This window comes from Variovorax sp. DAIF25, from assembly GCF_050711835.1.
Classification (GTDB): domain Bacteria; phylum Pseudomonadota; class Gammaproteobacteria; order Burkholderiales; family Burkholderiaceae_C; genus Variovorax.
This window is the reverse complement of record NZ_CP136636.1, coordinates 306,838-331,692: the sequence shown is the minus strand read 5'-3', so window position 1 is coordinate 331,692 and position 24,855 is coordinate 306,838. Positions and strand designations below refer to the sequence as shown.

Genomic DNA, 24,855 nt, shown 5'->3' with positions numbered 1-24,855 from the left:
TTAAATAAATCGAGCGACATGAGCACCACCTTCACCCACCGCAACCTTCCGCGCCTGCTGCTGCAGGCGCGCGAAGCCGTCATGGCCCACACCCGGCCCAGCCTGCGCGTGCATGCGCTGTCGGACCAGCAGTGGCGCGTGCTGCGCGTGCTCGGCGAACACGGCGCGGTCGAAACCGGCCGCGTGGCGCGCGAGGCCTTCATCCTCGGGCCCAGCCTCACGGGCGTGCTCGCACGCATGGAGCGCGACGACCTGATCACGCGCAGCCGCGACCCGGCCGACCAGCGCCGCACCGTGGTCGAGGCCACGCCGCGCGGCATGAAGCTGGTCACCAAGCTGTCCTCGAGCATCGAGGCGCACTACCAGTGGATGGAGCAATCCCTGGGCAAGGACAAGCTCGGCCAGCTCTACGAGCTGCTCGACGAACTGATCGCACTGGAACAGCCATGAGCCCCCCTTCTTCACCTTCCCATTTCCTTCCCGCCGGCACCGTCTACGGCACGCTGCTCAACTTCCGCGCCGAGGTGGAGGCGCTCGCGCCGCAGATGAGCGCGCCGCCCTACAAGGAACCGCCCAAGGCCCCGGTGCTCTACGTCAAGACCGCCAACACCTGGAGCCCGCATGGCGCCGCGATCCCCGTGCCGGCGAACGTGCCCGAGGTCGAGGTGGGCGCGAGCATCGGCATGGTGGTCGGCGCCGACGGCGACATCGAAGGCTTCGTGCCGATGAACGACCTGTCGGTGCCGCATGCGAGCTTCTTCCGCCCGCCGGTCAAGTTCAAATGCCTCGACGGCTTCCTCGGCATCGGCCCCGCGCTGCGCGACGCGCAGGAGGTGGACGATCCCGCGGCGTTCCGCGTCGAGGTGCGCATCAACGGCGAGCTTCAGCAGACGCTGGACTTCTCCACGCTGGTGCGCCCCGCGCGCCAGCTGCTGGCCGAGGTCGGCGAATTCATGACGCTGGCGCACGGCGACGTGCTGATGCTCGGCTGCGGCGCGGGCCGGCCGCTGGCGCGCGTGGGCGATCGCATCGAGATCTCGGCGCCGGGCTTCGAGACCCTGAGCAACACCCTGGTGGCAGAAGAGACGGGAGCCGCCGCATGAAGCACGCACGCATCCGCTACGAGAACGCCGTGCACGAGGCCGTCGAACACGACGGCGCGCTGCGGCTGGCCGATGGCCGCGTGGTCGGCTTCGACGCCGTCGACTGGCTGCCACCGCTCGCGCCCACGCCGCGCCCGCGCACCATCCTCGCGCTCGGACTCAACTACGCCGACCATGCGAAGGAACTCGAGTTCAAGGCGCCCGAGGAGCCGCTGGTCTTCGTCAAGGGCCAGAGCGCGCTGATCGGCCACCGCCAGAAGACCTTCCGCCCGGCCGGCGTGCAGTTCATGCACTACGAGTGCGAGCTCGCGATCGTGATCGGCAGGACCGCGCGCCATGTGAAGCGCGACGATGCCTACGACTTCATCGGCGGCTACACCGTGGCCAACGACTACGCGATCCGCGACTACCTCGAGAACTGGTACCGCCCCAACCTGCGCGTGAAGAACCGCGACACCTGCACGCCGATCGGCCCCTGGCTGGTCGATGCGAAGGACGTGGCCGACCCGATGGCGCTCGCGCTGCGCACCACGGTCAACGGCCAGGTCACGCAGCAAGGCAACACGCGCGACATGATCTTCGACGCGCCCTTCCTGATCGAGTACTTCAGCCGCTTCATGACGCTGTCGCCGGGCGACCTGATCCTCACGGGCACGCCCGACGGCGTGGTCGACTGCCAGCCCGGCGACGAGGTCGTGACCGAGATCGAGGGCATCGGCGCGCTGGTCAACACCATCGCGGCGGCCTGATTTCCTTCCCGCGCGTCCGCACGGCGCGCTTTCCTTTTCCCTTCGTACACACAAGAGATCAGCGGAGACGACACGACATGATCACCGGCAAGAAGCTCCTCCAATCCGTGGCGGCCGCAACGATGGCGCTGGCCGTCTCGGCCCTCGCCGTCGCGCAGACCGCCTACCCCGCCAAGCCGGTGCGCTGGGTGGTCGGCTATCCGGCCGGCGGCGGCACCGACTTCCTCGCGCGCACCGTGGGCGCGCAGGTGTCGCAGCAGCTGGGCCAGCCGGTGCTGGTCGACAACCGGCCCGGCGCCGGCGCGATCATCGCGTCGGAGAACGTGGCGCGCTCGGCCGGCGACGGCTACACCGTGTTCTCGGCCGACAACGGCGTGCTGGTCTACAACCCCGCGCTCTACAAGAAGCTGCCCTACGACGCCGAGAAGGACTTCGCGCTGGTCGGCATGATGGGCCGCTCGCCGCTGATCATCACGGCCGCGCCCAACGCGGGCATCGCCGACGCCAAGGCGCTGCTGGCCGCGCTCAAGGCCTCGCCCGGCAAGTACAGCATCGCGACGCCGGGCACCGGCAGTCCGCACCATCTCGCCTACGAACTGTTCCAGCGCGAAGCCGGCGTGTCGATGCTGCACGTGCCCTACAAGGGTGGCGCGCCCGCGCTGCAGGACCTGATGGGCGGCCAGGTCGCGCTGATGATGCTCGACCTGCCCAGCGGCGTGAGCGCGGTCAAGGCCGGCAAGGTGGTGCCGCTGCTCGCCATGTCGGCCGAGCGCGTGCCGCAGCTGCCGAACATTCCCACCGCCAGGGAACTGGGCTTCGCCAACGTCGAGGCCTACACCTGGCAGGGCCTGGTCACGCCCGCGGCCACGCCGAAGGAGGTGCAGGCACGGCTCGGCACCGAGCTGCAGAAGGCCATGGCCGATGCCGGCGTGCGCCAGAAGCTCTACGACGCCGGCTGGGAGGCCCGCCCCGCCGACGCCACCGAAATGACGCGCTACACCGATGCGGAGCGCAAGAAATGGCATGCCTTGATCAAGGCGCGCGACATCAAACTGGACTGAACCGGATTCCCTCATGCAACAGATCGACCATCTCATCGGCGGCAAGTCCGTCAAGGGCTCGGACTACTTCGAGACCGTCAACCCCGCCACGCAGGAAGTGCTGGCCGAAGTCGCCTCCGGAGGCGAGGCCGAGGTGAACGCGGCCGTGGCCGCCGCCAAGGAAGCCTTCCCCAAGTGGGCAGGCATGCCCGCGCCCGAGCGCGCGAAGCTGATCCGCAAGCTCGGCGACCTGATCGCGAAGAACGTGCCAGAGATCGCGCAGACCGAGACCAACGACTGCGGCCAGGTCATCGCGCAGACGGGCAAGCAGCTGGTGCCGCGCGCGGCCGACAACTTCTACTACTTCGCCGAGATGTGCACGCGCGTCGACGGCCACACCTACCCCACGCCCACGCACCTGAACTACACGCTGTTCCATCCGGTCGGCGTGTGCGCGCTGATCAGCCCGTGGAACGTGCCCTTCATGACCGCCACCTGGAAGGTCGCGCCCTGCCTGGCCTTCGGCAACACGGCCGTGCTGAAGATGAGCGAGCTCTCGCCGCTGTCGGCCGCGCGCCTCGGCGAGCTGGCGCTCGAGGCCGGCATTCCGCCCGGTGTGCTGAACCTGGTGCACGGCTACGGCAAGGAAGCGGGCGAGCCGCTGGTGGCGCACCCCGACGTGCGCGCGATCTCGTTCACCGGCTCCACCGCCACCGGCAACCGCATCGTGAAGAGCGCGGGCCTCAAGAAGTTCAGCATGGAGCTCGGCGGCAAGAGCCCGTTCGTGATCTTCGACGACGCCGACCTCGACCGCGCGCTCGACGCGGCCGTGTTCATGATCTTCAGCAACAACGGCGAGCGCTGCACGGCCGGCTCGCGCATCCTGGTGCAGCAGTCGATCTACGCCGACTTCGCCGCCAAATTCGCCGAGCGCGCCCGGCGCATCACGGTGGGCGATCCGCTCGACGAGAAGACCATCGTCGGCCCGATGATCTCGCAGGCCCACCTGGCCAAGGTGCGCAGCTACATCGAGCTGGGCCCGAAGGAAGGCGCTACCCTGCTGTGCGGCGGCCTCGAAGCACCGAGCAACCTGCCCGACCGCGTGAAGAAGGGCAACTACGTGGTGCCCACGGTGTTCGCCGACGTCGACAACCGCATGAAGATCGCGCAGGACGAGATCTTCGGCCCCGTCGCCTGCCTGATCCCGTTCCGCGACGAGGCGCATGCCATCGAACTGGCCAACGACATCCAGTACGGCCTGTCGAGCTACGTCTGGACCGAGAACATCGGCAAGGCGCATCGCGTGGCCGCCGCGGTGGAAGCCGGCATGTGCTTCGTCAACAGCCAGAACGTGCGCGACCTGCGCCAGCCCTTCGGCGGCACCAAGGCCTCGGGCACGGGCCGCGAAGGCGGCACCTGGAGCTACGAGGTGTTCTGCGAACCGAAGAACGTGGCGGTGTCGATGGGCTCGCACCACATCCCGCACTGGGGCGTGGCATGAGCCTCGCGCGCCGCACGCTGCTGCAAGGCACGGCCGCGCTCGCGGCACTGCCGATGCTGGCGCGCGCCCAGGCCGCGTGGCCGGCCCGGCCGGTGCGCATCGTCGTGCCCTTCCCGCCCGGCGGCACCACCGACTTCGTCGCGCGGCTGGTCGGCACCGAGCTCGCGAAGGCCTTGGGCCAGCCCGTGGTGATCGAGAACAAGCCCGGCGCGGGCACGGTGATCGGCGTCGACACGGTCGCCAAGGCCGCGCCCGACGGCTACAGCTTCGTCTGCGTGGCCAACAGCTTCGCTGCCAACCAGACGCTGGTGCGCAAGCTGCCCTACGACACGCTGAAGGACCTGCGCCCGGTGGCGCTGATGGGCATGTCGGAGCATGTGCTCGCCACCCATCCGGGCAGCGGCCTGAAGACGCTGGCCGACCTGCGCGACCAGGCCAAGGCCAGGCCCGGCACGCTGAGCTTCGCCTCCTTCGGCAACGGCACCTCGGCCCACCTCTCGGGCGAGATGCTCAAGCTGCAGATGGGCCTGGACATCGTGCACGTGCCCTACAAGGGCCAGGGACCGGCACTGACCGACCTGCTCGGCGGCCAGGTCACGATGATGTTCGGCAACTGGCCCGAGTTCCGCGGCCACGTCGAGGGCGGCAAGCTGGTGGCGCTGGGCATGGCGACCGCGCAGCGCTCGCAGTACGCGCCGAACATTCCCACACTGGCCGAACAGGGCGTGGCGATCGAGTCCAATTCGTGGAACGGCCTGCTGGCGCCCGCCGGCACGCCCGACGCCGTGGTGCAGCGCGTGAACGCCGAGGTCAACCGCGCGCTCGCGGGAGCGGTGGTGACCGAGGCCTTCCGCAAGGGCGGCATCGCGTCGCTGTCGGGCTCGCCCGAGCGTTTCGCGGTCTTCGTCCAGAGCGAGATCGCGAAGTACGGCGACGTGATCCGCAAGGCCAACATCCAGATCGAGGGCTGACCATGAGCCTCTATGCGATGCAGAAATTCCTGTTCGCGCTCAACCGCGATGCCGAGGTGCAGCGGCGCTATGCCGAAGGCGGCGACGCGCGCAAGGCGCTGCTCGGCGGCTACGACCTCAGCGACGAGGAGCGCGAGGCCATCGACGGCGGCGACGTCGGCAAGCTCTACGTGCTGGGCTGCAACGGGCAGCTGCTGATGCACTTCGCGCCGCTCTTGGGCATTCCGTGGGCCGACTACCTCGAGGCCATGCGCGAGGGCGTGCGCAAGTACGGACCGGTGCGCGCCGGCATCTATGCAATGACAACCGGAACCGACGAGAAAGTGGCGGGCGTATGAGTCTCGTATTCGCAGGCGTGTGCAGCCACGCCCCCGGCATCACCGGCCGCGCGCATCTCGCCGACCCGGCGGTGAAGGACGAGTTCCACGCGCAGTTCCATCGCTTCGGCGAGGCCATGCGCGCGACCAGGCCCGACGCGGTGATCGTGATCGCGGCCGAGCACTTCGCGAACTTCTTCATGAACAACATGCCGGCCTATGCGATCGGCATGGCCGACAGCTACGAGGGCCCGATCGAGGACCCGAAGTGGCTCGGCATCGAGAAGCACACGATCCCGGGCGACGCCGCGCTGTCGCAGCGGCTGATCCGCGAGGTGATGCAGACGGTGGACGTGGCCTATGCCGAGGAGTGGAAGTTCGACCACGGCATCATGGTGCCGCTGAACTTCCTCACGCCGAACTTCGACACCAAGGTCATCCCGGTCAACATCAACTGCCAGGGCCCGCCGCTCACGCCGCTGCACCGCGCCTGGGCTTTCGGCGAAGCGCTGCGCCGCGCCTGCGACAAGGTGCCCGAGCGCATCGCGCTGGTGGGCACCGGCGGCATCTCGCACTGGCCGGCCACGCCCGATTCGGGCAAGGTCAATGCCGAGTGGGACGCCGAGTTCATGCGCCGCTGGTGCGCCAACGACCGCGAGGCGCTGCTGTCGCTCGACGACTACGGCGACGAGGCGACCTACCGCGAGGCCGGCCAGGGCGGCTTCGAGATCCGCACCTTCCTCAGCGTGGCCGCGGCCGCGCGCGGCCAGGGCGAGATCTTCCACATGAAGGCCATTCCGATCTTCGCGGTGACCTGCACGGCCGCGACGATGTCGGTGGTTTGAACGGAGCACGACCATGCCGCACCTGGTGATCCTCTACACGCCCAACATCGAGGCCGAGACCGACATGTCGGCGCTGTGCCGCACGCTGGCCGACACCATGCTCGAACAGCGCGACGAAGCCGGCAAGCCGGTGTTCCCGACCGGTGGCACGCGCGTGCTGGCCTACCCTGCCGCCCACTACGCGGTGGCCGACGGCCAGGCCGACTACGCCTTCGTCTACCTCAACCTGCGCATGGCAGCGGGCCGCTCCGAGGCCGTGAAGAAGAAGGCCGGCGACGAGCTGCTGGCCAGGGTGCGAAGCCACTTCGAACCCGTCTTCTCGCAACGCCACATCGGCATCACGCTGCAGATCGACGAGAGCCCCGGCCAGGTCTACGACGGCAAGCACAGCAACCTGCATCCCCTGTTCAACAAGAGCTGACCCCCACACACACCGCCATGCTTTCTTCCGACACCATCGCCCGGCTCGCGGCCGAACTGCACGAGAGCGAACGCTCGCGCGTGCAGGTCGAGCATTTCTCCAAGCGCTTTCCCGAGATGACCATCGAGGACGGCTATGCGATCTCGCGCGCATGGGTCAAGCAGAAGATCGCCGAGGGCCGCGTGGCCAAGGGCCACAAGATCGGCCTGACCTCGCGCGCGATGCAGCAGTCGAGCCAGATCACCGAGCCCGACTACGGCACGCTGCTCGACGACATGTTCTTCGAGCAGGGCAGCGACATCCCGTTCACGCGCTTCATCGCGCCGCGCATCGAGGTCGAGCTGGCCTTCATCCTCGGCAAGCCGCTCAAGGGCCCGGGCGTGACCATCTTCGACGTGCTCGCGGCCACCGACTACGTGGTGCCGGCGATCGAGATCATCGATGCGCGCATCGAGCAGTTCGACCGCCACACCAAGGCGCCGCGCAAGGTCTTCGACACCATCGCCGACAACGCGGCCAATGCCGGCATCGTGATCGGCGGGCGGCCCGTGAAGCCCGACGCGGTCGACCTGCGCTGGGTCAGCGCGCTGCTCTACAAGAACGGCGTGATCGAGGAATCGGGCGTGGCCGCGGCCGTTCTCAACCATCCGGCCACCGGCGTGGCCTGGCTCGCGAACAAGCTCGCGCCCTGGGACGAACACCTGGAGGCCGGCGAGGTCGTGCTCGGCGGCTCGTTCACGCGCCCGACCACCGCGCTGCCCGGCGACACCTTCCATGCCGACTACGGCCCGCTGGGCGCCGTGTCGTTCCGCCTCGTCTGACCTCTTCGGAATACCTCATGCAAACCCCCATCAACCTGTTCAAGAAGGCCATGGCCGAGAAGCGCGCCCAGATCGGCCTGTGGGTCGGCCTGGCCGACGGCTACGCGGCCGAGATCCTGGCCGGCACCGGCTACGACTGGCTGCTGGTCGACGGCGAGCACGCGCCCAACGACGTGCGCTCGGTGCTCGCGCAGCTGCAGGGCATCTCGAGCGCCTGGTCGGCGCTGCCCGAGGGCGCGACCCGGCCGCAGCCGATCGTGCGCGTGCCCGTGGGCGACACCACGCTGCTCAAGCAGTACCTCGACATCGGCGCGCAGACGCTGCTGGTGCCGATGGTCGACACCGCCGAGCAGGCCGCGCGCATGGTGCAGGGCATGCGCTATCCGCCCGAGGGCATCCGCGGCATGGGCAGCGCGCTCGCGCGGGCCTCGCGCTGGCAGGCCTATCCGAACTACCTGCACGAAGCCAATGCCCAGACCTGCCTGCTGGTGCAGGCCGAGACGGTCGAAGCGATGAAGAACCTCGACGCGATCGCGGCCACGCCCGGCGTCGACGGCGTGTTCATCGGCCCGGCCGACCTCTCGGCCTCGATGGGCTTCGTCGGCCAGCCCAACCATCCCGAGGTGCAGGCGGTGATTGCCGACGCGGTCGCGCGCATCCAGAAGGCCGGCAAGGCCGCGGGCATCCTCTCGACCACCGAGGAGCAGGCGCGCAAGTGGCTCGCGGCCGGCGCCACCTTCGTGGCCGTGGGCGTGGACACCATCGTGCTGGCCGCGGCCGCGCGCCAGCTCGCCGCCAAGTTCAAGAACGGCGCCGCCCCGGCCGCGCCCGCCCCCAGCAGCTACTGACCACGCAGGAGTCCGCATGCGCCGCATCGCCCTCAAGTTCCTCGTCGCCGCCGCCGTGCTGGGCCTCGCGGCCTGCGCCCAACTCCCCGCCACCGGCCCCGGCGCGCAGCAGGAAGCCAACCGCCGGGCCGTGCTGGCCTTCTACGAGAAGGGCCTGAACCAGAAGGACGCCGAGGCCGCGCTCCAGTACGTGGGCAACCGCTACGTGCAGCACAACCCGACCGCGGCCGACGGCCCCGAGGGCTTTCGCAAGTTCATCGCCTTCCTGCGCGAGAAATTCCCGAACTCGAAAAGCGAGATCAAGCGCAGCTTCGCCGAGGGCGACTACGTGATCCTGCACGTGCACGCGGTGCGCGAGCCCGGCACGCGCGGCAACGCGATCGTCGACATCTTCAAGCTCGAGAACGGCAAGATCGTCGAGCACTGGGACGTGATCCAGCCGGTGCCCGAGACCGCCGCCAACAGCAACGGCATGTTCTGACCCTTTTCCCCCACCCGAGCCAGCCCGCCGCCAGCCGATGACCACGCCCACCGACCCCAAGCCGCCGCGCTTCCGTTCCGCCACCATCCGCGAGGGCACGATCCGCGCGACCACGCGCAGCTTCCTGCATGCGCTGGGCCAGGACGACGAGGACATCGAGCGCCCGCACGTCGGCGTGTTCCACACCGGCGGCGAGATGAGCCCGTGCAACCTGAACCTGCGCGAGCAGGCGCAGCATGCCAAGACCGGCATCTACGCGGGCGGCGGCACGCCGCACGAATGCCCGGTTGTGTCGGTCAGCGACGGGCTGACCATGGCGCACTCGGGCATGCGCTTCTCGCTGATCTCGCGCGAGCTGATCGCCGACAGCGTGGAAGCCTCGGTGCGCGGCCACCAGTGGGACGGCATCTTCGCGATCGGCGCCTGCGACAAGAACCTGCCGGGCCTGATGATGGGCATGGTGCGCTGCAACGTGCCGAGCGTGTTCGTGCACGGCGGCTCGGCGCTGCCGGGCCAGATGCCCGGGCCCGACGGGCGCGACCTCAACGTGGTCGACACCTACGAGACCATCGGCAAGGTGCTCGCCGGCACGGCCACGCACGACGAGCTCGACGCCATGAGCCGCGCCTGCCTGCCCACGGCCGGCGCCTGCGCGGGGCAGTTCACGGCCAACACCATGGGCATGGTGTCGGAGGCGCTGGGCCTCGCGCCGATCGGCTCGAGCATGGTGCCGGCCGTGTTCAGCGAGCGCGCGCCGCTGATGCGCCGCGCCGCGAAGACGCTGATGAAGGCGGTGATGGGCGACAGCCCGCTGCCGCGCGAGATCGTCACGCGCAAGGCGCTCGAGAACGCCTGCGCCGTGGTCTCGGCCACGGGCGGCTCGACCAATGCCGCGCTGCACCTGCCGGCGATCGCGCACGAGGCCGGCATCCGCTTCCACCTCGACGACGTGGCCGAGGTGTTCGCGCGCACGCCGCTCATCGCCGACCTGCGCCCGGGCGGGCGCTACCTCGCGCGCGACGTGTTCTACATCGGCGGCGCCGGCGTGATCCTGCGCACGCTGCTCGAGCAGGGCTTCCTGCACGGCGACGTGCTCACCTTCACCGGCCGCACCATGGCCGAGGAACTGGCCGACGCCCTGGCGCCCGACGGCCGCGTGGTGCGCGAGGCCGGCAACCCGATCACGCGCGACGGCGGGCTGGCGGTGCTCAAGGGCAACCTCTGCCCCGATGGCGCGCTGCTCAAGACCGCCGGCCTGCAGACGCTGGTGCACCGCGGCCCGGCGCGCGTCTTCGATTCGGAGGAGCAGGCGCAGACGGCGGTGCAGAACCGGTTGTACGAGGCCGGCGACGTGATCGTGATCCGCAACGAGGGCCCGAAGGGCAGCCCCGGCATGCGCGAGATGCTGGGCATCACCGCCCTGCTCTACGGCCAGGGCATGGGCGACAAGGTGGCGCTGCTGACCGACGGACGCTTCTCGGGCGCCACGCGCGGCCTGTGCATCGGCTATGCCGGGCCCGAGGCGGCCGACGGCGGCCCGATCGCGGCGCTGCGCGACGGCGACCTGATCGCGATCGACGCGCGCGCGGCGGCGCGCACCATTTCGGTGGAACTGACGGACGAGGAGATCGCGCGGCGCCTCGCCGGACGTGAGGTAAACGCGGGGGTCCCGCGCGGTGGCTTGCTGGAAAAATACGCGCTCACCGTGCGCCCGGCCCACCAGGGCGCGGTGACCCATTCGGGCGCGGTCACCTGGCTGCGCGACGAGTCCTGACCCCCAACCACCGTTACCCGGAGACAGAACCATCATGAGCTTCACCCGCCGCCAGCTGCTGCAGTCCACCGGCGCCTCCGCGCTGCTTGCCGGCATCGGCCAACGGGCCTTCGCGCAGGCCGGCATCGAGACCGCGACCATCGTCACCGGCTTCGCGGCCGGCGGCACCTCGGACACCATCTGCCGCCGGGTCGCGACCAAGCTGAGCCCCGACTACGCGCGCGCGGCCGTGGTGGAGAACCGCACCGGCGCGGGCGGCCAGATCGCGGTCGGCTACGTCAAGGGCCGCCCGGCCGACGGCACCACGATCCTGCAGACGCCGACCTCGATCCTCACGATCTACCCGCACATCTACAAGAAGCTGCCGTACGACCCGATGGTCGACCTCACGCCCGTGACCATCGGCTGCATCTTCGACTTCGGCTTCGCGGTCGGTCCGGCCGTGCCGGCCAGCGTGAAGACCGTGCCCGAATTCCTGGCCTGGGCCAAGGCCAACCCGGCCGGCGCCAACTACGGCTCGCCGGCGGCCGGCTCCACGCCGCACTTCATCGGCGCGCTGCTCGGCAAGAAGGGCGGCGTCGAGCTCAAGCACGCGGCCTACCGCGGCACGCAGCCGGCCATGCTCGACCTGCTGGGCGGCAACATCTCGGCGGTGTCGGGCCCGATCGGCGACATCACGCAGCACCTGCCCACGGGCAAGGTGCGCATCCTCGGCGTCTCGGGCGCCAAGCGCAGCCGCTTCGCGCCCGACGTGCCGACCTTCGGCGAGCAGGGCATCCAGGACATGGCGCACAGCGAGTGGTTCGCCTTCTTCCTGCCGGCCAAGGCCTCGCCCGAGCTGGTCGCGAGGCTCAATGCCTCGATGAAGAATGCGCTGGCACAGAAGGACGTGGTCGACGGCCTCGGCACCTTCGGCCTGGAAGCCATGTCCTCCACGCCCGCCGAACTGACCGAACTATTGAAGAAAGACACCGCCAAGTGGGCGCCGATCGTCAAGGAAGTCGGCTTCACCGCGGAAGGCTAACCGTATGAAGGAACTGCAATGACCCCTCTCGCCACCACCACGCCGTCGTCCGCGTCGGCCCTGGTCCATCCCTCGATCCATCCCGACGAGCGCGCCGCGCGCGAGGAGCTCGCGGCCTGCTACCGCATCTTCGCGATGCTGGGCTGGACCGAGATGATCTACAACCACATCACGGTGCGGCTGCCCGACAGCGTGACCGGTGGCGAGAAGCAGTTCCTGATCAATCCCTTCGGCCTGCACTACAGCGAGGTCACGGCGAGCAACCTGGTGAAGATCGACCTGCAGGGTCGCGTGCTCGACGGCTCGACCTTCCCGGTCAACCCGGCCGGCTTCACGGTGCATGCCGCGATCCACGACGGCCTCGAGGGCGCGCACTGCGTGATGCACACGCACACCACCGCGGGCGTGGCCGTGGCCTGCCTGCAGGGCGGCCTGCAGCAGACCAACTTCTATACCGCGCAGCTGCACGGCATGGTGGCCTACCACGAGTTCGAGGGCATCACCATCCACGCCGACGAGGGTCCGCGCCTGCTCAAGAGCATCGGCGACCGCAATGCCGTGATCCTGCGCAACCACGGCCTGCTGGCCTGGGGCCAGACCCTGCCGCAGACCTTCGCGATCCTCTGGACCCTGCAGCGCGCCTGCGAGATCCAGATGGCGACCTTCTCGATGGGCGCCGCGATCCCCGTGAGCGAGGAGATCGCGCGCCGCTGCACGCGCGACGCGCTGCAGTTCAGCCCCGCGCACGGCGCCGGCCAGGACGTGTTCAATGCCCTGGTGCGCCAGGTCGACCGCATCGATCCTTCCTACCGCGCCTGACCGCTACGATCCGACCATGAAGATCTGCATTTACGGCGCCGGCGCGATCGGCGGATGGATCGGCGTCGGCCTCGCGCAAGCGGGCCAGCGCCTCAACGTGGTGGCGCGCGGCGCCACGCTCGAAGCGCTGCAGCGCGACGGCCTCTCGCTGATGCGCGGCGACGTGCGCACGCGCGTGCCGGTCAATGCGGTGGCCGACCCGGAAGAACTCGGCGTGCAGGACCTGGTGGTGATCGCCGTCAAGGCGCCGGCGCTGGCCGGCGTGGCCGAGCGCATCGCGCCGCTGATCGGTGCCGACACCCTGGTGCTGACCGCGATGAACGGCGTCCCCTGGTGGTTCCTCGAGGGCGGCTTCGGCGGCCCCATCGCGGGCCACCGCCTGGGTGCGGTCGATCCCGACGGCGCGATCGCGCGTGCCATTCCAGCAGCCAACGTGATCGGCGGCGTGGTGCACTGCAGTTGCTCGCTCGACGCGCCCGGCGTGGTGCGGCACCACTTCGGCAACGGCCTGATCGTGGGCGAGCCCTCGGGCGAGGCCACGCCGCGCGTGAAGAAGCTGGTCGAGCTGTTGCAGGCCACGGGCATCGAGACCACGCTGTCGCCGCAGATCCAGCGCGACGTCTGGTTCAAGCTCTGGGGCAACATGACGGTGAACCCGATCAGCGCGCTGACCGGTGCCACCACCGACCTGATCATGGGCGACGACTACGTGCGCGGCTTCATCTCGGCCGTGATGCTCGAGGCCAAGGAGATCGGTCGCCGCATCGGCATCGAGATCGCGCAGAGCCCGGAAGACCGCCACGCCGTCACGCGCAAGCTCGGCGCCTTCAAGACCTCGATGCTGCAGGACGTGGAGGCCGGCCGCTCGGTCGAGCTCGACGCCCTCGTGACCGTGGTGCGCGAGCTCGGCGAACTGACCGCCGTGGCGACGCCGTTCACCGATGCGCTGCTGGGGCTGGCGCGCCTGAAGACGCGGCAGCTCGGCCTGTACTGAGCGGCGCCGGCGCTACGCCAGCGTGCGCAGCGCGGCCTCGAGCACGCGCGCGTGGTCCCGCGGATGCGCGGGCAGCCATTCGTGCAGCTTGTGGCCCGCGCCCGCGAGCTGCAGCACTTCCACGCTCTTCGCGCGCCGCGCCCGCTGCGCGTACTGCGCGAGCACCGCGGCGGGAATGACCGCGTCCTCGTCGCCGAGCACCAGCAGCAGCCGGCCCTCGAAGCGATCGAGCGCGGCGAAGGCCGGCGAGGCCGCGTAGTCCTCGTCGCGGGTCGCGCGCAGGAGGCCCTGGAAGCGCGGGCCGAAGGGCGCGTCCTCGGCCTCGGCCACGTAGGCGGCGGGGCAGAACAGCACCAGCGCGGGCGGGTTCAGCACGGGGATCAGCGCGCAGGCGATGTGGCCGCCCATGCTGCTGGCGATCAGCGACATCGACCGGCCCGGTGCCACCCGCTCGGCGACGGTCCGCGCCTGCGCCACGCGGTGCGCGAGGCTCGAGCCCTCGAGCTGCCCATCGCTCTCGCCATGGCCGCAGAAGTCGAAGGAGGCGCAGGGCACGCCGCCCTGCACCAGGCCGTCGAGCAGGTAGCGGATGCCGCGCCGCGAGGCCTGGACGCCGCCGCCATGCAGCGCCAGCACGCGGGGCAACTCGCCCGCGGCATTCGGAAGGATCGAGCCCCGCAGGGTGTGGGGGCCGTGGGCCACGGAGAAATCGGTCATGCGCGCCGAGGATGCCATGCCCGGCGGGCTCAAGCTCGGCGCGGCGGCAGCGTGACCCACCACGCGGCCGCGACGATCATCGCGCCGCCGATCCAGCCGCCCGGGCCGACCCGTTCGCCGAAGCCCCAGACCGCGATCAGCGCGCCGAACACCGGCTCGCTGCCCATCAGCAGCGACACCCGGCTCGGGCTGGTGCGCGAGGCCGCATGGTTCTGCGCGAAGAAGGCGAACACGGTGCACAGCAGCACGAGGTAGGCCATGCCCCACCAGAACGAGGCCGTGGCCGGCGGCAGATGCCAGGCGCCGCCCGACACCGCGAGCGCCAGCACGGCCGCGCCCAGGGCCATGGTGCCCGCCTGCACCGCGGTCAGCGTGAGCGCCGGCAGCGCATGGCGGCCCGCGAGGCGGCGCGTCAGGCAGACCATGAGGGCGCGCAGCACGGCGGCCGCGACCATCAGCGCGTCGCCCCAGCCCAGGCCGGCCGAGCTGGCCGAGGCATGCGCGCTCAGCGACAGCAGCGCGGCACCCGCGAGCGAGATCGCCGCGGCCGCGAACACGCGCGGCGCGGGCCGCTCGCCGAGCAGCCACCATTCGGCCAGCGGCGTGAAGGCCACGCACAGGCTGATCAGGAAGGCGGCGTTGCTCGCGCTGGTGAGCGAGACGCCGAAGGTCTCGCAGACGAAGATCGCGAGCAGGTTCGCGCCCAGCAGCCCGCCCACCGCGAGCCCCTGCCGCCACTGCGGCCCCACCAGCGGGCGCAGCGCGGGCAGCAGCACGAGGAAGGTCAGGCCGAAGCGCAGCGCGATGAATTCGAGCACCGGCAGTTGCAGGGTGGCCTGCTTGGCGACCGCATAGCTGCCGCCCCAGACCGCCGCCACCAGCAGCAGCATGAGTTCGGCCATGCCGAAGCCGGGCCGGGCCGGCACGCCGCCGGGGGTGAGGGCGATGCCGCCCGCGCGCTTTGAATCCATACTCCGCCTGTTCGATGCCGGTGCCCGCGCGCCATGCGCAGGGCCCGAGGCGGAATTGTTCCGGGCATCGATCGCGGCGAGTAGCCATCCGCAGGAACAGGACTGTTGCACCGTGGGACCGAATTCATTCCTCAAGGTACTGCCCGAGATGGTGGCCTTCCTGCGCGTGGCCGAGCTCGGCAGCTTCTCGGCCGCGGCCGACCTGCTGGGCATCACGCCCTCGGCCGCGAGCCGGCAGGTGAAGCGGCTCGAGAAGGAGATCGGCGTGCAGCTGCTGCAGCGCACGACGCGCCAGCTGCGCCTGACCGAGGCCGGCGCCGAGGCCTTCGAGCGCTGCCGCGAACTGGCGGCCGCGGCGCAGGACACGATGGCGCTGGCGCAGCGCTTCTCGGCCGAGCCGCGCGGGCTGGTGCGGCTGAGCGCGCCCAAGGCCTTCGCGCGGCGGGTGCTGCATCCGCTGGTGCTGGACTTCCTCGCGCGCCATCCGGCGGTCGACGTGCAGCTGATCGTGGAGGACCGCGACATCGATCCGATCCGCGAGGGCGTGGACCTCGTGGTGCGGCTCACCACCGAGCCGCCCGAGGGGCTGGTGGCGCGCCGGCTGATGGCGGTGGCGCACATCCTGGTGGCCGCGCCCGCCTACCTCGAGGGCCATGCGGCCATCGCGCACCCGCGCGATCTCGCGGCCCACAGCTGCCTGTCGCTGGGCGAGCACGAGCGCGACAACCACTGGCGCTTCAGCCGCCCCGGCGAGGACGACGTGGAGGTGACGGTGCACGGCCGCTACATCGCCAACCACAGCGAGATGCGCATGGAGGCCGCGACGGCCGGCCTGGGCGTGGCCTGCGTGCCGGCCTTCTCGGCGCGGCAGGCCCTGGGCGAGGGCCGCGTGGCGCGCGTGCTCGGCGACTGGGAGTTCCGCGGCAACTACCACGGCCATGCGTGGATCCTCTATCCGCCGAACCGCTTCACGGTGCCCAAGTGCCGGGTGCTGATCGACCACCTCGTGGCGCACCTCGGCACCGAGGGCTGAGCCTCACTGCGGCTGCAGCCCCGCCTGCTTCATCATCGTCTCGGTCAGCGCCATCTCCTGCGTGAAGCCGCGCGTGTACTCGCGCGCGCCCTGCGGGCTGGCCAGGCCGCCGTTCTCGGCCAGCGTGGCCTGCACCGCGGGCTGCGCGAGCGCCTTCTCGAAGGCCGCGCGGATGCGCTCGGCGATCGCGTCGGGCGTGCCGGCCGGCACCGAGATGCCGCCCCAGGAGGTCAGCTCGACGCCCTTCACGCCGAGCTCGGCCAGCGTGGGCACCTCGGGCAGTGTGGGGTTGCGGCGCGCGCCCGCGATCGCGAGCGCCTTGAGCCTGCCGGCCTGGATCTGCGGCGCGGCCACCGACAGGATCGGCGTGCCGAACACCACCTGCTGGCCGAGGATGGCGTTGACCAGCTCCGAGGCGCCCTTGTAGGGCACGTGCGTGGCCTGCGCGCCGAGCGCGTTCAGCAGCAGTTCCACGCCGAGGTGCGAGGGCGTGCCGACGCCGCCCGAGGCGTAGTCGAGCTTGCCGGGGTTCGCGCGCGCCTTCGCGGCCAGCTCGGCCAGGCTCGCGATGCCGGCGTTGGCGTTCACCACCAGCACGATGTCGGAGGTGGTGAGCCGCATGAGGTGGCGGAAGTCCTTGAGCGCGTCGTAGCCGGGGCTGCGGTACATGCGCATGTTGGCGGCCATCGGCGCGGCCGAGTAGATCCAGGTGTAGCCGTCGGCCGGCGCGCGCGCCACCAGCCGCGCGCCGATGTTGCCGCCGGCGCCGCCCTTGTTCTCGATCACCACCGGCTGGCCCAGCAGCGGGCCCACGGCCTCGGCCAGCACGCGCGCCGTGATGTCGGGGCCGGTGCCCGCGAGGTAGGGCACGACCCACTTGATCGGGCGCTCGGGCCAGGGCGCGGCGGCCGCGCGGGCACGCGAGGCGGCCGGCAGCGCGAAGGCGGCCAGCGCGGCGGAGGCGGTGCCGAGGAAGCGGCGGCGGTCCGTGAAGCACATGGGGTTGTCTCCTTGTCGTTCTTGGTTGATGCGTTCAGCCCGGAAGCTCGCCGAGCAGCTCGCGCGCGATGGTGTTGCGCTGGATCTCGCTGGTGCCGGTCAGCACGCGGTACATGCGCAGCATGCGGAACAGGAACTCCACGCGCCGGCCCTGCACGATGCCCTCGCCGCCATGGATCTGCACCGCGCGGTCGGCGATGCGGAAGGCCGACTCGGAGCAGAACAGCTTGGCCATCGAGGCCTCGGCGCGCGCCTCGGAGCCGGCGTCGATCTGGCGCGCGGTCGCGAGCATCAGCGCGCGCGCGGCCGCCAGCTCGGTCGCCATGTCGGCGAGCATGTGCTGGATCGCCTGGAACTGGCCGATGGCGCGGCCGAACTGGCGCCGCCGGCCGGCGTATTCGCAGGCATCGCGCAGCGCCACCGCGGCCAGCCCCACCATCGCGGGGCAGTGCAGCAGCCGGTTGACCGTGATGCGACCGAGCGCGAGCGCGAGGCCGCGACCCGGTTCGCCCACGAGGTTCGCTACCGGGATGCGGCAGTCCTCGAGCACGATGTCGCCGGTGTGCGACTGGCCCGCCATGGTCTTGTAGCCGGCCTCCACGCGCACGCCGGGCTGCGCGAGGTCGACGAAGAAGGCGCTGACCTCGCGCTGCGCCGGGTCGCTCGCGGTGGAGGCCATCAGCACCGCGAAGTCGGCGAAGGGCGAGCCCGAGATGAAGCGCTTGCGGCCGTTGAGCACGAAGTGTTCGCCCTCGCGCACGGCGCGCGTCTGCACCGCGCCCGCGTCGGAGCCGGCCTCGGCCTCGGTCAGCGCGAAGCAGATCGCCTTCTCGGCGCGCGCCACCGGCACGATGAAGCGCTCCATGTGGTGCGGCGTGGCCTTGCGCACCAGCGCACCCACGCGCGGCGGGCCGCTGAGCTCGCCGAGCACGTGTGGCGCCAGCGGCGAGCCGCTCGCGTAGATCGCTTCCTTGACGAGCACGTGGTCGAGCACGCTGAGGCCGAGCCCGCCCATGGCTTCGGGCAGGGTCATGCCGTAGAAGCCCAGTGCCTGCGAGCGGCACCAGACCTGCCGCAGCAGCTCGCGGCTCGCGCCGTGCTCGTGGTCGATGCCGTGCGCGCGCACCAGGTCGGCGAGTTCGCCGTGCAGGAAGTCCTCGATGCGCGCGATCAGCTCGGCCGCGCGCGCGGAACCTTCGAAGGGGCGCGCATGGGCGCCGGACGACGGGAGGGATGCGTTCATGTCCGTCCCCGCCCTCAGCTGACCATGCGGCTCTGGCCGGCCCAGTACGGCGCCTGGATCGCCTTGCGCGCGACCTTGCCGTTCGGGTTCTTCGGCAGCGCGCCCACGAACTCCACGCGGCGCGGCCGCTTGAAGCCGCCGAGCCGCTCGGCGCAGAAGGCATCGAGCGCGCCCAGGTCGAGCGCATGGCCGGGCTTGAGCACCACGTGCGCGGCCACGGCCTCGCCCCACTTGTCGTCGGGCACGGCGAACACGCAGGCATCGGCGACGGCCTCGTGCTGGTAGAGCACGGCCTCGACCTCCGAGGGATAGACGTTGAAGCCGCCGCTGATCACCATGTCCTTCTTGCGGTCGACGATGTAGACGAAGCCCTGGTCGTCGGCGCGCGCGAGGTCGCCCGTGTGGTAGCGGCCGTTCTGCAGCACCTCGGCCGTGAGCTCGGGTGCGCGCCAGTAGCCGGCGAACACGTCGGGGCCGCTGACCACGATCTCGCCGATCTCGCCGCGGGCCACGGGTTGGCCCGCGTCGTCGACGATCTCCACCAGCGACTCGAGGAAGGGCCGGCCGCACGAGGCCAGCCGCTCGGGCGCGGCGGCGCGCGCGAACAGGTGGTCCTCCACGCCGAGGCCGCAGACGCCCGAGGTGGTCTCGCCCGCGCCGTAGCCCTGCGACAGCACCGGGCCGAACACGTCCATGGCGCGCAGGATGCGCGCGGGCGCCATCGGCGCGGCGCCGTAGCCCAGGCGCTGCAGGTCGGGCAGCGGGCGGTAGCGGCCCTCGAGCTCGGCCAGCAGCATGTTGATCATGGTCGGCACCATGAAGGTGTGGGTCACGCGCTCGGCCTTCATGTCGGCGAGGAAGCGGCCGGGCTCGAAGCCCGCGAACAGGCGGATGGTGGCGCCGCTGCACAGCGCGGGCACGATCTGCATGCCCGAGGCATGGGTGACCGGTCCGACCAGGCCCAGCAGGTGGCCTTCGCGCATGCCTTCGGAACGCACGAGGAACTTGCGCAGCTGCGCGAGCCGGTTGCCGAAGGTCTGCATCGCGGCCTTGAGCACGCCCGAGGAGCCCGAGGTGTAGTGCAGCACGGCGAGCTCGTCGGCCTCGACGCGCGCGGCCTCGAAGGCATCGCTGGCGCGGCCGAGCGCGCCTTCGTAGGAAGAGGCGTCGCCCTCGGGCGCGTCGACGAACAGCAGCCTGGGACGCGCGTCGCCCTTCAGGTGCGGCAGGAAGGCTTCGGCACGCTCGGCCGTGGTGACGATCAGCGCGGCGCCGCTGTTGGCGACGATCTCGCCGACCTCGGCGGGCGAGAGCCGCGCATTGAACGGCGCCTTGACCAGCGCGGCCTTGTAGCAGGCCAGCTCGACCTCGACGATCTCGATGCAGTTCGGCAGGTAGATGCCGACGCGGTCGCCGCGCGCGAGGCCCAGCCCCAGCAGCGCGTTGGCGAGCCGGTTGGAACGGCGGTCGAGCGCCTCGTAGCTGAGGCTGCGGGATTCGGTGCGCAGCGCGATCCGCGGGCCGTGCAGGCGCGCGCAGCGCGAAACGAGTTCGCCGACGTTGGCGACCCGGGGGGTGGTCTGTGGCAAGGGGTGTCTCCTGGGGGCAGGCATGCGTTCGTGCATGCGATGCGCCACTGTCCGCCAAAGCGCCCCGGCACGGGAAATACCGTTTGCTGATGCCGAGCCATCAATCGCATTGATGGCCTTGGTTGCAAGACCGGCGCCGCGCTATGCCTCGGGCTCGACCTCGGCCAGCAGCTCGGCCTCCCAGCGGCCCTCGGCGATCAGCCGCGCGGCCTGCCGCACGAGGGCGCGCGCCACCACCTGGGCGGCGGGATCGGGCGCGCGGTCGGCCGGCGTGGCGATGGCGTAGCTGCGCTGCAGCGCGGGCCGCACCACGCGCGCCGCGATCCAGCCTTCGCCCGCGGGCGGGTTGTCCGACAGCGCGCAGGCCGGCGTGAAGGTGAAGCCGGCGCCGCAGACATAGAGCGAGCGGATCACGCGCGCCGAATCGTGCTCGTGCGCGAGGTTGAGCGCCACGCCGAGCGTGGCCGCGGCCTCCTCCACGCGCTGGCGGATCGCGAAGCGGCGCGACTGCAGCACCAGCGGCAGCCGGGCCGCGTCGGCGAAGTCGATCTCGGGCCGCGGCGCGGGCCGGGCCTTGCTGCGCCGGCCGGTGCGCAGGCGCGGCGCCACGCTGCCGTCGCGGTCGAAGCCGCAGGCGAAGATGGCCTCGCGCGCGAGCGGGCGGCAGGCCAGGCCCTCGACCTGCGGCGTGTCGACCAGGATGCCGACATCGGCACGGCGGTCGAGCATGGCCTTCTTCACCATCAGGCTCAGGTCGTCGAGCACGAACACGCGGATGCGCGGATGCGAGGCCTTGAGCTCGGCCAGCACCGGCCCGAGCAGCAGCGAAGCCAGCAGGAAGGGCACGGCCACCGTGACCGAGCCCTCGGGGCCCTGCGGCAGGCGCTGGATGCGCTCGCGCACCGCGTCGGCATCGGACAGCAGGCGCCGCGCGTCCTCGTAGAGCTGCAGGCCCGCGGGCGTGGGCGTGACGCCCGCGTGCGAGCGGTCGAACAGCTGCGCGCCGAGCTCGGACTCGAGCTTCTTGATCTGCGCCGTGAGCGCCGGCTGCGCGATGTAGAGCGTGCCCGCGGCGCGCGAGAGGCTGCCGGCCTCGAGCACGGCGATGAAGTAGCGCAGGGTGCGCAGGTCCACGGTGCGAGCCTCGCCTCAGCGCCCGAGCAGCATGCGCACCGCCTCGGGCAGGCTGCGCGCCTCGGGCAGGAAGTGGTCGAGGGTGGCGCCGAGGATCACGGCGCAGGCGACCGCGCCCAGCAGCGGCTTCCAGGTCAGCCGCACCGCCGCCAGGAGCCAGCCCTCGCGCGCCACGCGCACCGCGGCGCGCGCCGAGACGTACGAGAACGCCACCTCGATCGCCACGGCCAGCAGCGCGTCCCAGCTGAAATACAGCAGCACCAGCGAGCCGGCGCCGAGCACGACGGCAATGCAGACCAGGAAGATCGCGACCACCGGCACGACCACCACGGCGCCCTCGTCGGCACCGCCGGCGACCTCGAGCGCGCCGCTGGCGGCATCGGACAGCAGGCCGCCGTCCGCCCTGGCACCCGAGCGCGCGAGCGCGCTGCCCGCGTCGAAGGCCAACTCGCCGGCATCGCCCGCATCGACCGCGTCACCGAGGTCGGCGCGCCCCTCCACCAACCGCTGCGCCCACCAGCGCAGCACCAGCAGGTAGCCGAGGTAGCCCACGCCCAGGGTCATGAAGTAGCGCACCGCCAGCGACTGCACGCCCAGCAGGTGCATCTGCAGCGCCGAGGCGCCCCACATCAGCAGCAGCGTGAGGCTGCCGATCAGGATGCCGTGTGTGCGCAGGCTGTGGTGGCGGTGCAGGTCGCGCTCGACCTGCGTCTCCCAAAGGCGCACCGAGCGCCAGTTGGAGAGGACCTTCATCGGTCGTGGTCGACGGTCTCGGGTGCGAAGGGCACGCGCTGGGCCACCGCGCACATCAGCTCGTAGCCCACGGTGCCCGCGGCCCGCGCCACCTCGTCGATGGGCAGCACCGCATCGTTGACGGCCGAGCGGCCCCACAGCGTGACCTCGGTGCCGAACCCGGCGTCGGGCACGGGCGTGAGGTCGACCGTGATCATGTCCATGCTGACGCGCCCGACCATGCGCGTGCGCACGCCGTTGACCAGCACCGGGGTGCCGGTGTCGCAGTGGCGCGGATAGCCGTCGGCATAGCCGACCGCCGCGATGCCGATCCGAAGCGGCGCATCGGCCGTGAAGCGCGAGCCGTAGCCGATGGTGTCGCCGGGCTGCAGGGTCTGCACGCCGATCAGCTTGGTCGACAGCGTCATGGTGGGCTGCAGCTGCCAGTGGGCGGCATCGTTGGCCGGGAAGTCGGGGGCGCTGCCGTACAGCACGATGCCGGGGCGCACCCAGTCGCCGCGCGTGCTGTCGGCATGGCGCAGGGTGGCGGCGCTGTTGGCGATCGAACGCTCGCCGGGCAGGTCGCGCGCGGCGCGCTCGAAGACCTCGACCTGGTGCGCGATGCCGCGCTCGCCATCGGCGTCGCTGAAGTGGGTCATCAGCGAGATCTCGTCGACCTGGGTCAGCGCGTTGAGGCGGGTCCAGGCGGCGGCGAAGCGCTCGGGCGTGAAGCCCAGGCGGTTCATGCCCGAGTTCATCTTGAGGAATACGCGGTGCGGCTGCAGGGTCTTGTGGGCCGCGAGCATGTCGATCTGCTCGTCGCAATGCACCGTGTGCCAGAGGTCGAGCCGCGAGCACAGCTCGAGGTCGCGCGCCTCGAACACGCCCTCGAGCAGCAGCACCGGGCCGCGCCAGCCCAGCGCGCGCACGCGCTGCGCCTCGGCCAGGTCGAGCAGCGCGAAGCCGTCGGCGCCGCGCAGCCCCTCGTAGACGCGCTCGATGCCGTGGCCGTAGGCATTGGCCTTGACCACCGCCCAGACGCGGGAATCGAGCGCATTGCGGCGCACGCGCTCGAGGTTGTGGCGCAAGGCGGCGGTGTGAACCGTGGCGAGAATGGGGCGGGGCATGGCGAAGGGTCTTTGAAAACGATTTGCAGACCACGTTTTAGCATCTTCGGGAATGGGGTCGAATACGCAGAAGCTGCCTGCAGGGCCTGTCGTACCCCCATGCTATAACCGCCCACTCGCCTTCCACGCGACACTTTTTCACTACTGCCAGCGACCCCCCTGGCCAGCCAGCCCATCGATGAAGCGCGGTTTCTACACGATCATGTCGGCCCAGTTCTTTTCGTCGCTGGCCGACCAAGCGCTCTTCGTCGTTGCGGTCGATCTCATGCGAAACGCCGGCGCGCCCGAGTGGCAGCGCGCGGCGCTGGTGCCGATCTTCGCCGTCTTCTACGTGGTGCTCGCGCCGCTGGTGGGCGCCTTCGCCGATGCGCTGCCCAAGGGGCGGGTGATGTTCATCAGCAACGCCATCAAGGTGTTCGGCTGCCTGATGATGCTGTTCGGCTCGCACCCGCTGTTGTCCTATTCGATCGTCGGCCTGGGCGCGGCCGCCTATTCGCCGGCCAAGTACGGCATCCTCACCGAGCTGCTGCCGGCCTCGCAGTTGGTCAAGGCCAACGGGTGGATCGAGGGCCTGACGATCGCCTCGATCCTGCTGGGCATCGTGCTCGGCGGCACGCTGGTGGGCCATGCGGTCTCGAGCAAGCTGCTGGCCTTCGACATGCCCTTCATCGACACCGGCATCGATTCGCCGGCCGAGGCCGCGCTCTCGGTGCTGATCGTGGTCTACATGGTCGCGGCCTGGTTCAACACGCGCATCCCGCACACCGGCGTCGAGATGCGGCCGATGCGCTCCAACCCCGAGCACAGCCTGGCGCGCAACCTGGTCGGCCTGCTGCCCGACTTCTGGCACTGCAACGCCCGCCTGTGGCGCGACCGCCTGGGCCAGATCTCGCTGGCCACCACCACCCTGTTCTGGGGTGCGGGCGGCAACCTCAAGTACATCGTGCTGGCCTGGGCCTCGCTGGCGCTGGGCTACAACACCACGCAGGCCTCGGCCCTCACGGGCGTGGTGACCATCGGCACCGCCGTGGGCGCCATCGTGGCCTCGATGCGCATGCGGCTGGACATGGCCACCCGCGTGATCCCCATGGGCATCGCGATGGGGCTGATGGTGATCTGCATGAACTTCATCGGCAACGTGTGGCTCGCGGTGCCCTTCCTCATCATCCTGGGCGGCCTCGGCGGCTTCCTGGTGGTGCCGATGAACGCGCTGCTGCAGCACCGCGGCCACAACCTGATGGGCGCCGGCCGCTCGATCGCGGTGCAGAACTTCAACGAGCAGGCCTGCATCCTGCTGCTCGGCGGCTTCTACAGCGTGTGCACCGGCCTGGGCCTGTCGGCCTACGGCGCGATCAGCGCCTTCGGCTTCGTGGTGGCGGGCTGCATGTGGGTCATCAAGCGCTGGCACGAGAACAACCTCAAGAAGTACCCCGAGGAAGTCGAGCACCTGCTCGCCATCGCGCGCAGCGACAAGCATCACTGAGCCCCCCGGCTTTTCACGCCCTTCGGTCGTGTAACTCCACCCCCCGAGGGGGAGACGCGGCCCGCCTTGGGGCGGCCCGGCGGCGGCCGCACCGAGGGACCGCTATGCTCGGCGGTTTG

At 70.8% G+C, this 24,855-nt stretch carries 26 protein-coding genes; 18 read left to right on the top strand and 8 right to left on the bottom strand.

The window, feature by feature from the left end:
• Positions 1-18: 18 nt before the first annotated feature.
• From hpaR to R0232_RS01445, 16 genes are all read left to right on the top strand, one after another.
• Complete coding sequence (gene hpaR / locus R0232_RS01520) at positions 19-450, top strand: homoprotocatechuate degradation operon regulator HpaR (protein ID WP_208513296.1); 432 nt, start codon at positions 19-21, stop codon at positions 448-450.
• A complete protein-coding gene (locus R0232_RS01515; RefSeq protein WP_431511036.1) occupies positions 447-1,103 on the top strand; it encodes a fumarylacetoacetate hydrolase family protein in 657 nt (218 codons plus the stop codon). The genes hpaR and R0232_RS01515 overlap by 4 nt, the downstream gene beginning before the upstream one ends.
• The gene (locus R0232_RS01510) at positions 1,100-1,852 is read left to right on the top strand and encodes a fumarylacetoacetate hydrolase family protein (protein WP_431511035.1); all 753 of its coding nucleotides are present in this window, start codon (positions 1,100-1,102) and stop codon (positions 1,850-1,852) included. Before R0232_RS01515 ends, R0232_RS01510 begins: the two co-directional genes overlap by 4 nt.
• 77 nt (positions 1,853-1,929) lie before the next feature.
• On the top strand, positions 1,930-2,913 hold the full coding sequence (locus tag R0232_RS01505) for a Bug family tripartite tricarboxylate transporter substrate binding protein (protein ID WP_208513299.1): 984 nt from the start codon (positions 1,930-1,932) through the stop codon (positions 2,911-2,913).
• A gap of 13 nt (positions 2,914-2,926) precedes the next feature.
• A complete protein-coding gene (hpaE, locus tag R0232_RS01500) occupies positions 2,927-4,393 on the top strand; it encodes a 5-carboxymethyl-2-hydroxymuconate semialdehyde dehydrogenase (protein WP_057592752.1) in 1,467 nt (488 codons plus the stop codon).
• Entirely contained in the window at positions 4,390-5,364 is a 975-nt protein-coding gene (locus R0232_RS01495) for a tripartite tricarboxylate transporter substrate binding protein (RefSeq protein WP_431511034.1), read from the top strand. Before hpaE ends, R0232_RS01495 begins: the two co-directional genes overlap by 4 nt.
• 2 nt (positions 5,365-5,366) lie before the next feature.
• Positions 5,367-5,702 carry an aromatic ring-opening dioxygenase subunit LigA gene (locus R0232_RS01490; RefSeq protein ID WP_431511033.1) on the top strand — a complete coding sequence of 112 codons (336 nt, stop codon included), beginning with the start codon at positions 5,367-5,369 and terminating at the stop codon, positions 5,700-5,702.
• The gene (locus R0232_RS01485) at positions 5,699-6,526 is read left to right on the top strand and encodes an extradiol ring-cleavage dioxygenase (RefSeq protein ID WP_431511032.1); all 828 of its coding nucleotides are present in this window, start codon (positions 5,699-5,701) and stop codon (positions 6,524-6,526) included. Before R0232_RS01490 ends, R0232_RS01485 begins: the two co-directional genes overlap by 4 nt.
• A 13-nt stretch (positions 6,527-6,539) precedes the next feature.
• Positions 6,540-6,947 carry a 5-carboxymethyl-2-hydroxymuconate Delta-isomerase gene (locus R0232_RS01480; protein WP_208510161.1) on the top strand — a complete coding sequence of 136 codons (408 nt, stop codon included), beginning with the start codon at positions 6,540-6,542 and terminating at the stop codon, positions 6,945-6,947.
• 17 nt (positions 6,948-6,964) lie between these two features.
• On the top strand, positions 6,965-7,768 hold the full coding sequence (gene hpaH / locus R0232_RS01475; RefSeq protein WP_093343978.1) for a 2-oxo-hept-4-ene-1,7-dioate hydratase: 804 nt from the start codon (positions 6,965-6,967) through the stop codon (positions 7,766-7,768).
• Between the two features lie 17 nt (positions 7,769-7,785).
• Entirely contained in the window at positions 7,786-8,616 is an 831-nt protein-coding gene (gene hpaI / locus R0232_RS01470) for a 4-hydroxy-2-oxoheptanedioate aldolase (RefSeq protein ID WP_431511031.1), read from the top strand.
• A gap of 16 nt (positions 8,617-8,632) precedes the next feature.
• Positions 8,633-9,097, top strand: coding sequence for a nuclear transport factor 2 family protein (locus tag R0232_RS01465; protein WP_431511030.1), 465 nt, complete (start codon positions 8,633-8,635; stop codon positions 9,095-9,097).
• A gap of 37 nt (positions 9,098-9,134) precedes the next feature.
• Positions 9,135-10,871: a dihydroxy-acid dehydratase gene (gene ilvD / locus R0232_RS01460; protein WP_431511029.1), complete on the top strand. Its 1,737-nt coding sequence runs from the start codon at positions 9,135-9,137 to the stop codon at positions 10,869-10,871.
• 34 nt (positions 10,872-10,905) lie between these two features.
• The gene (locus R0232_RS01455; protein WP_208510155.1) at positions 10,906-11,895 is read left to right on the top strand and encodes a Bug family tripartite tricarboxylate transporter substrate binding protein; all 990 of its coding nucleotides are present in this window, start codon (positions 10,906-10,908) and stop codon (positions 11,893-11,895) included.
• A gap of 18 nt (positions 11,896-11,913) precedes the next feature.
• The gene (locus R0232_RS01450; RefSeq protein WP_431511028.1) at positions 11,914-12,714 is read left to right on the top strand and encodes a class II aldolase/adducin family protein; all 801 of its coding nucleotides are present in this window, start codon (positions 11,914-11,916) and stop codon (positions 12,712-12,714) included.
• A gap of 16 nt (positions 12,715-12,730) precedes the next feature.
• Positions 12,731-13,708: a 2-dehydropantoate 2-reductase gene (locus tag R0232_RS01445; protein ID WP_431511027.1), complete on the top strand. Its 978-nt coding sequence runs from the start codon at positions 12,731-12,733 to the stop codon at positions 13,706-13,708.
• A 12-nt stretch (positions 13,709-13,720) separates the two neighbouring features.
• Here R0232_RS01445 and R0232_RS01440 read toward each other — a convergent pair whose 3' ends face one another.
• Positions 13,721-14,425, bottom strand: a complete 705-nt coding sequence (locus R0232_RS01440; protein WP_431511026.1) for an alpha/beta hydrolase — start codon at positions 14,423-14,425, stop codon at positions 13,721-13,723.
• Between the two features lie 29 nt (positions 14,426-14,454).
• Positions 14,455-15,396: a DMT family transporter gene (locus tag R0232_RS01435; RefSeq protein WP_398500538.1), complete on the bottom strand. Its 942-nt coding sequence runs from the start codon at positions 15,394-15,396 to the stop codon at positions 14,455-14,457.
• Positions 15,397-15,508: 112 nt separating this feature from the next.
• Between R0232_RS01435 and R0232_RS01430 the strand changes: the two genes are divergently transcribed.
• A complete protein-coding gene (locus R0232_RS01430) occupies positions 15,509-16,429 on the top strand; it encodes a LysR family transcriptional regulator (RefSeq protein WP_431511025.1) in 921 nt (306 codons plus the stop codon).
• A 3-nt stretch (positions 16,430-16,432) separates the two neighbouring features.
• Here R0232_RS01430 and R0232_RS01425 read toward each other — a convergent pair whose 3' ends face one another.
• From R0232_RS01425 to alr, 6 genes are all read right to left on the bottom strand, one after another.
• Positions 16,433-17,428 (bottom strand): tripartite tricarboxylate transporter substrate binding protein, encoded by a 996-nt coding sequence (locus tag R0232_RS01425; RefSeq protein ID WP_093343960.1) that lies wholly within the window; start codon positions 17,426-17,428, stop codon positions 16,433-16,435.
• Positions 17,429-17,462: 34 nt separating this feature from the next.
• Entirely contained in the window at positions 17,463-18,671 is a 1,209-nt protein-coding gene (locus R0232_RS01420; protein WP_431511024.1) for an acyl-CoA dehydrogenase family protein, read from the bottom strand.
• 14 nt (positions 18,672-18,685) lie between these two features.
• Positions 18,686-20,296, bottom strand: coding sequence for an AMP-binding protein (locus tag R0232_RS01415; RefSeq protein ID WP_431511023.1), 1,611 nt, complete (start codon positions 20,294-20,296; stop codon positions 18,686-18,688).
• A 105-nt stretch (positions 20,297-20,401) separates the two neighbouring features.
• Positions 20,402-21,394 (bottom strand): LysR family transcriptional regulator, encoded by a 993-nt coding sequence (locus R0232_RS01410; protein ID WP_431511022.1) that lies wholly within the window; start codon positions 21,392-21,394, stop codon positions 20,402-20,404.
• A gap of 15 nt (positions 21,395-21,409) precedes the next feature.
• The gene (locus R0232_RS01405) at positions 21,410-22,147 is read right to left on the bottom strand and encodes a hypothetical protein (protein WP_431511021.1); all 738 of its coding nucleotides are present in this window, start codon (positions 22,145-22,147) and stop codon (positions 21,410-21,412) included.
• A complete protein-coding gene (alr, locus tag R0232_RS01400) occupies positions 22,144-23,253 on the bottom strand; it encodes an alanine racemase (RefSeq protein WP_431511020.1) in 1,110 nt (369 codons plus the stop codon). Before alr ends, R0232_RS01405 begins: the two co-directional genes overlap by 4 nt.
• Before the next feature lie 178 nt (positions 23,254-23,431).
• On the opposite strand from alr, the gene lplT reads away from it, so the two are divergent.
• The gene (lplT, locus tag R0232_RS01395) at positions 23,432-24,736 is read left to right on the top strand and encodes a lysophospholipid transporter LplT (RefSeq protein ID WP_208509046.1); all 1,305 of its coding nucleotides are present in this window, start codon (positions 23,432-23,434) and stop codon (positions 24,734-24,736) included.
• Positions 24,737-24,855: the final 119 nt, after the last annotated feature.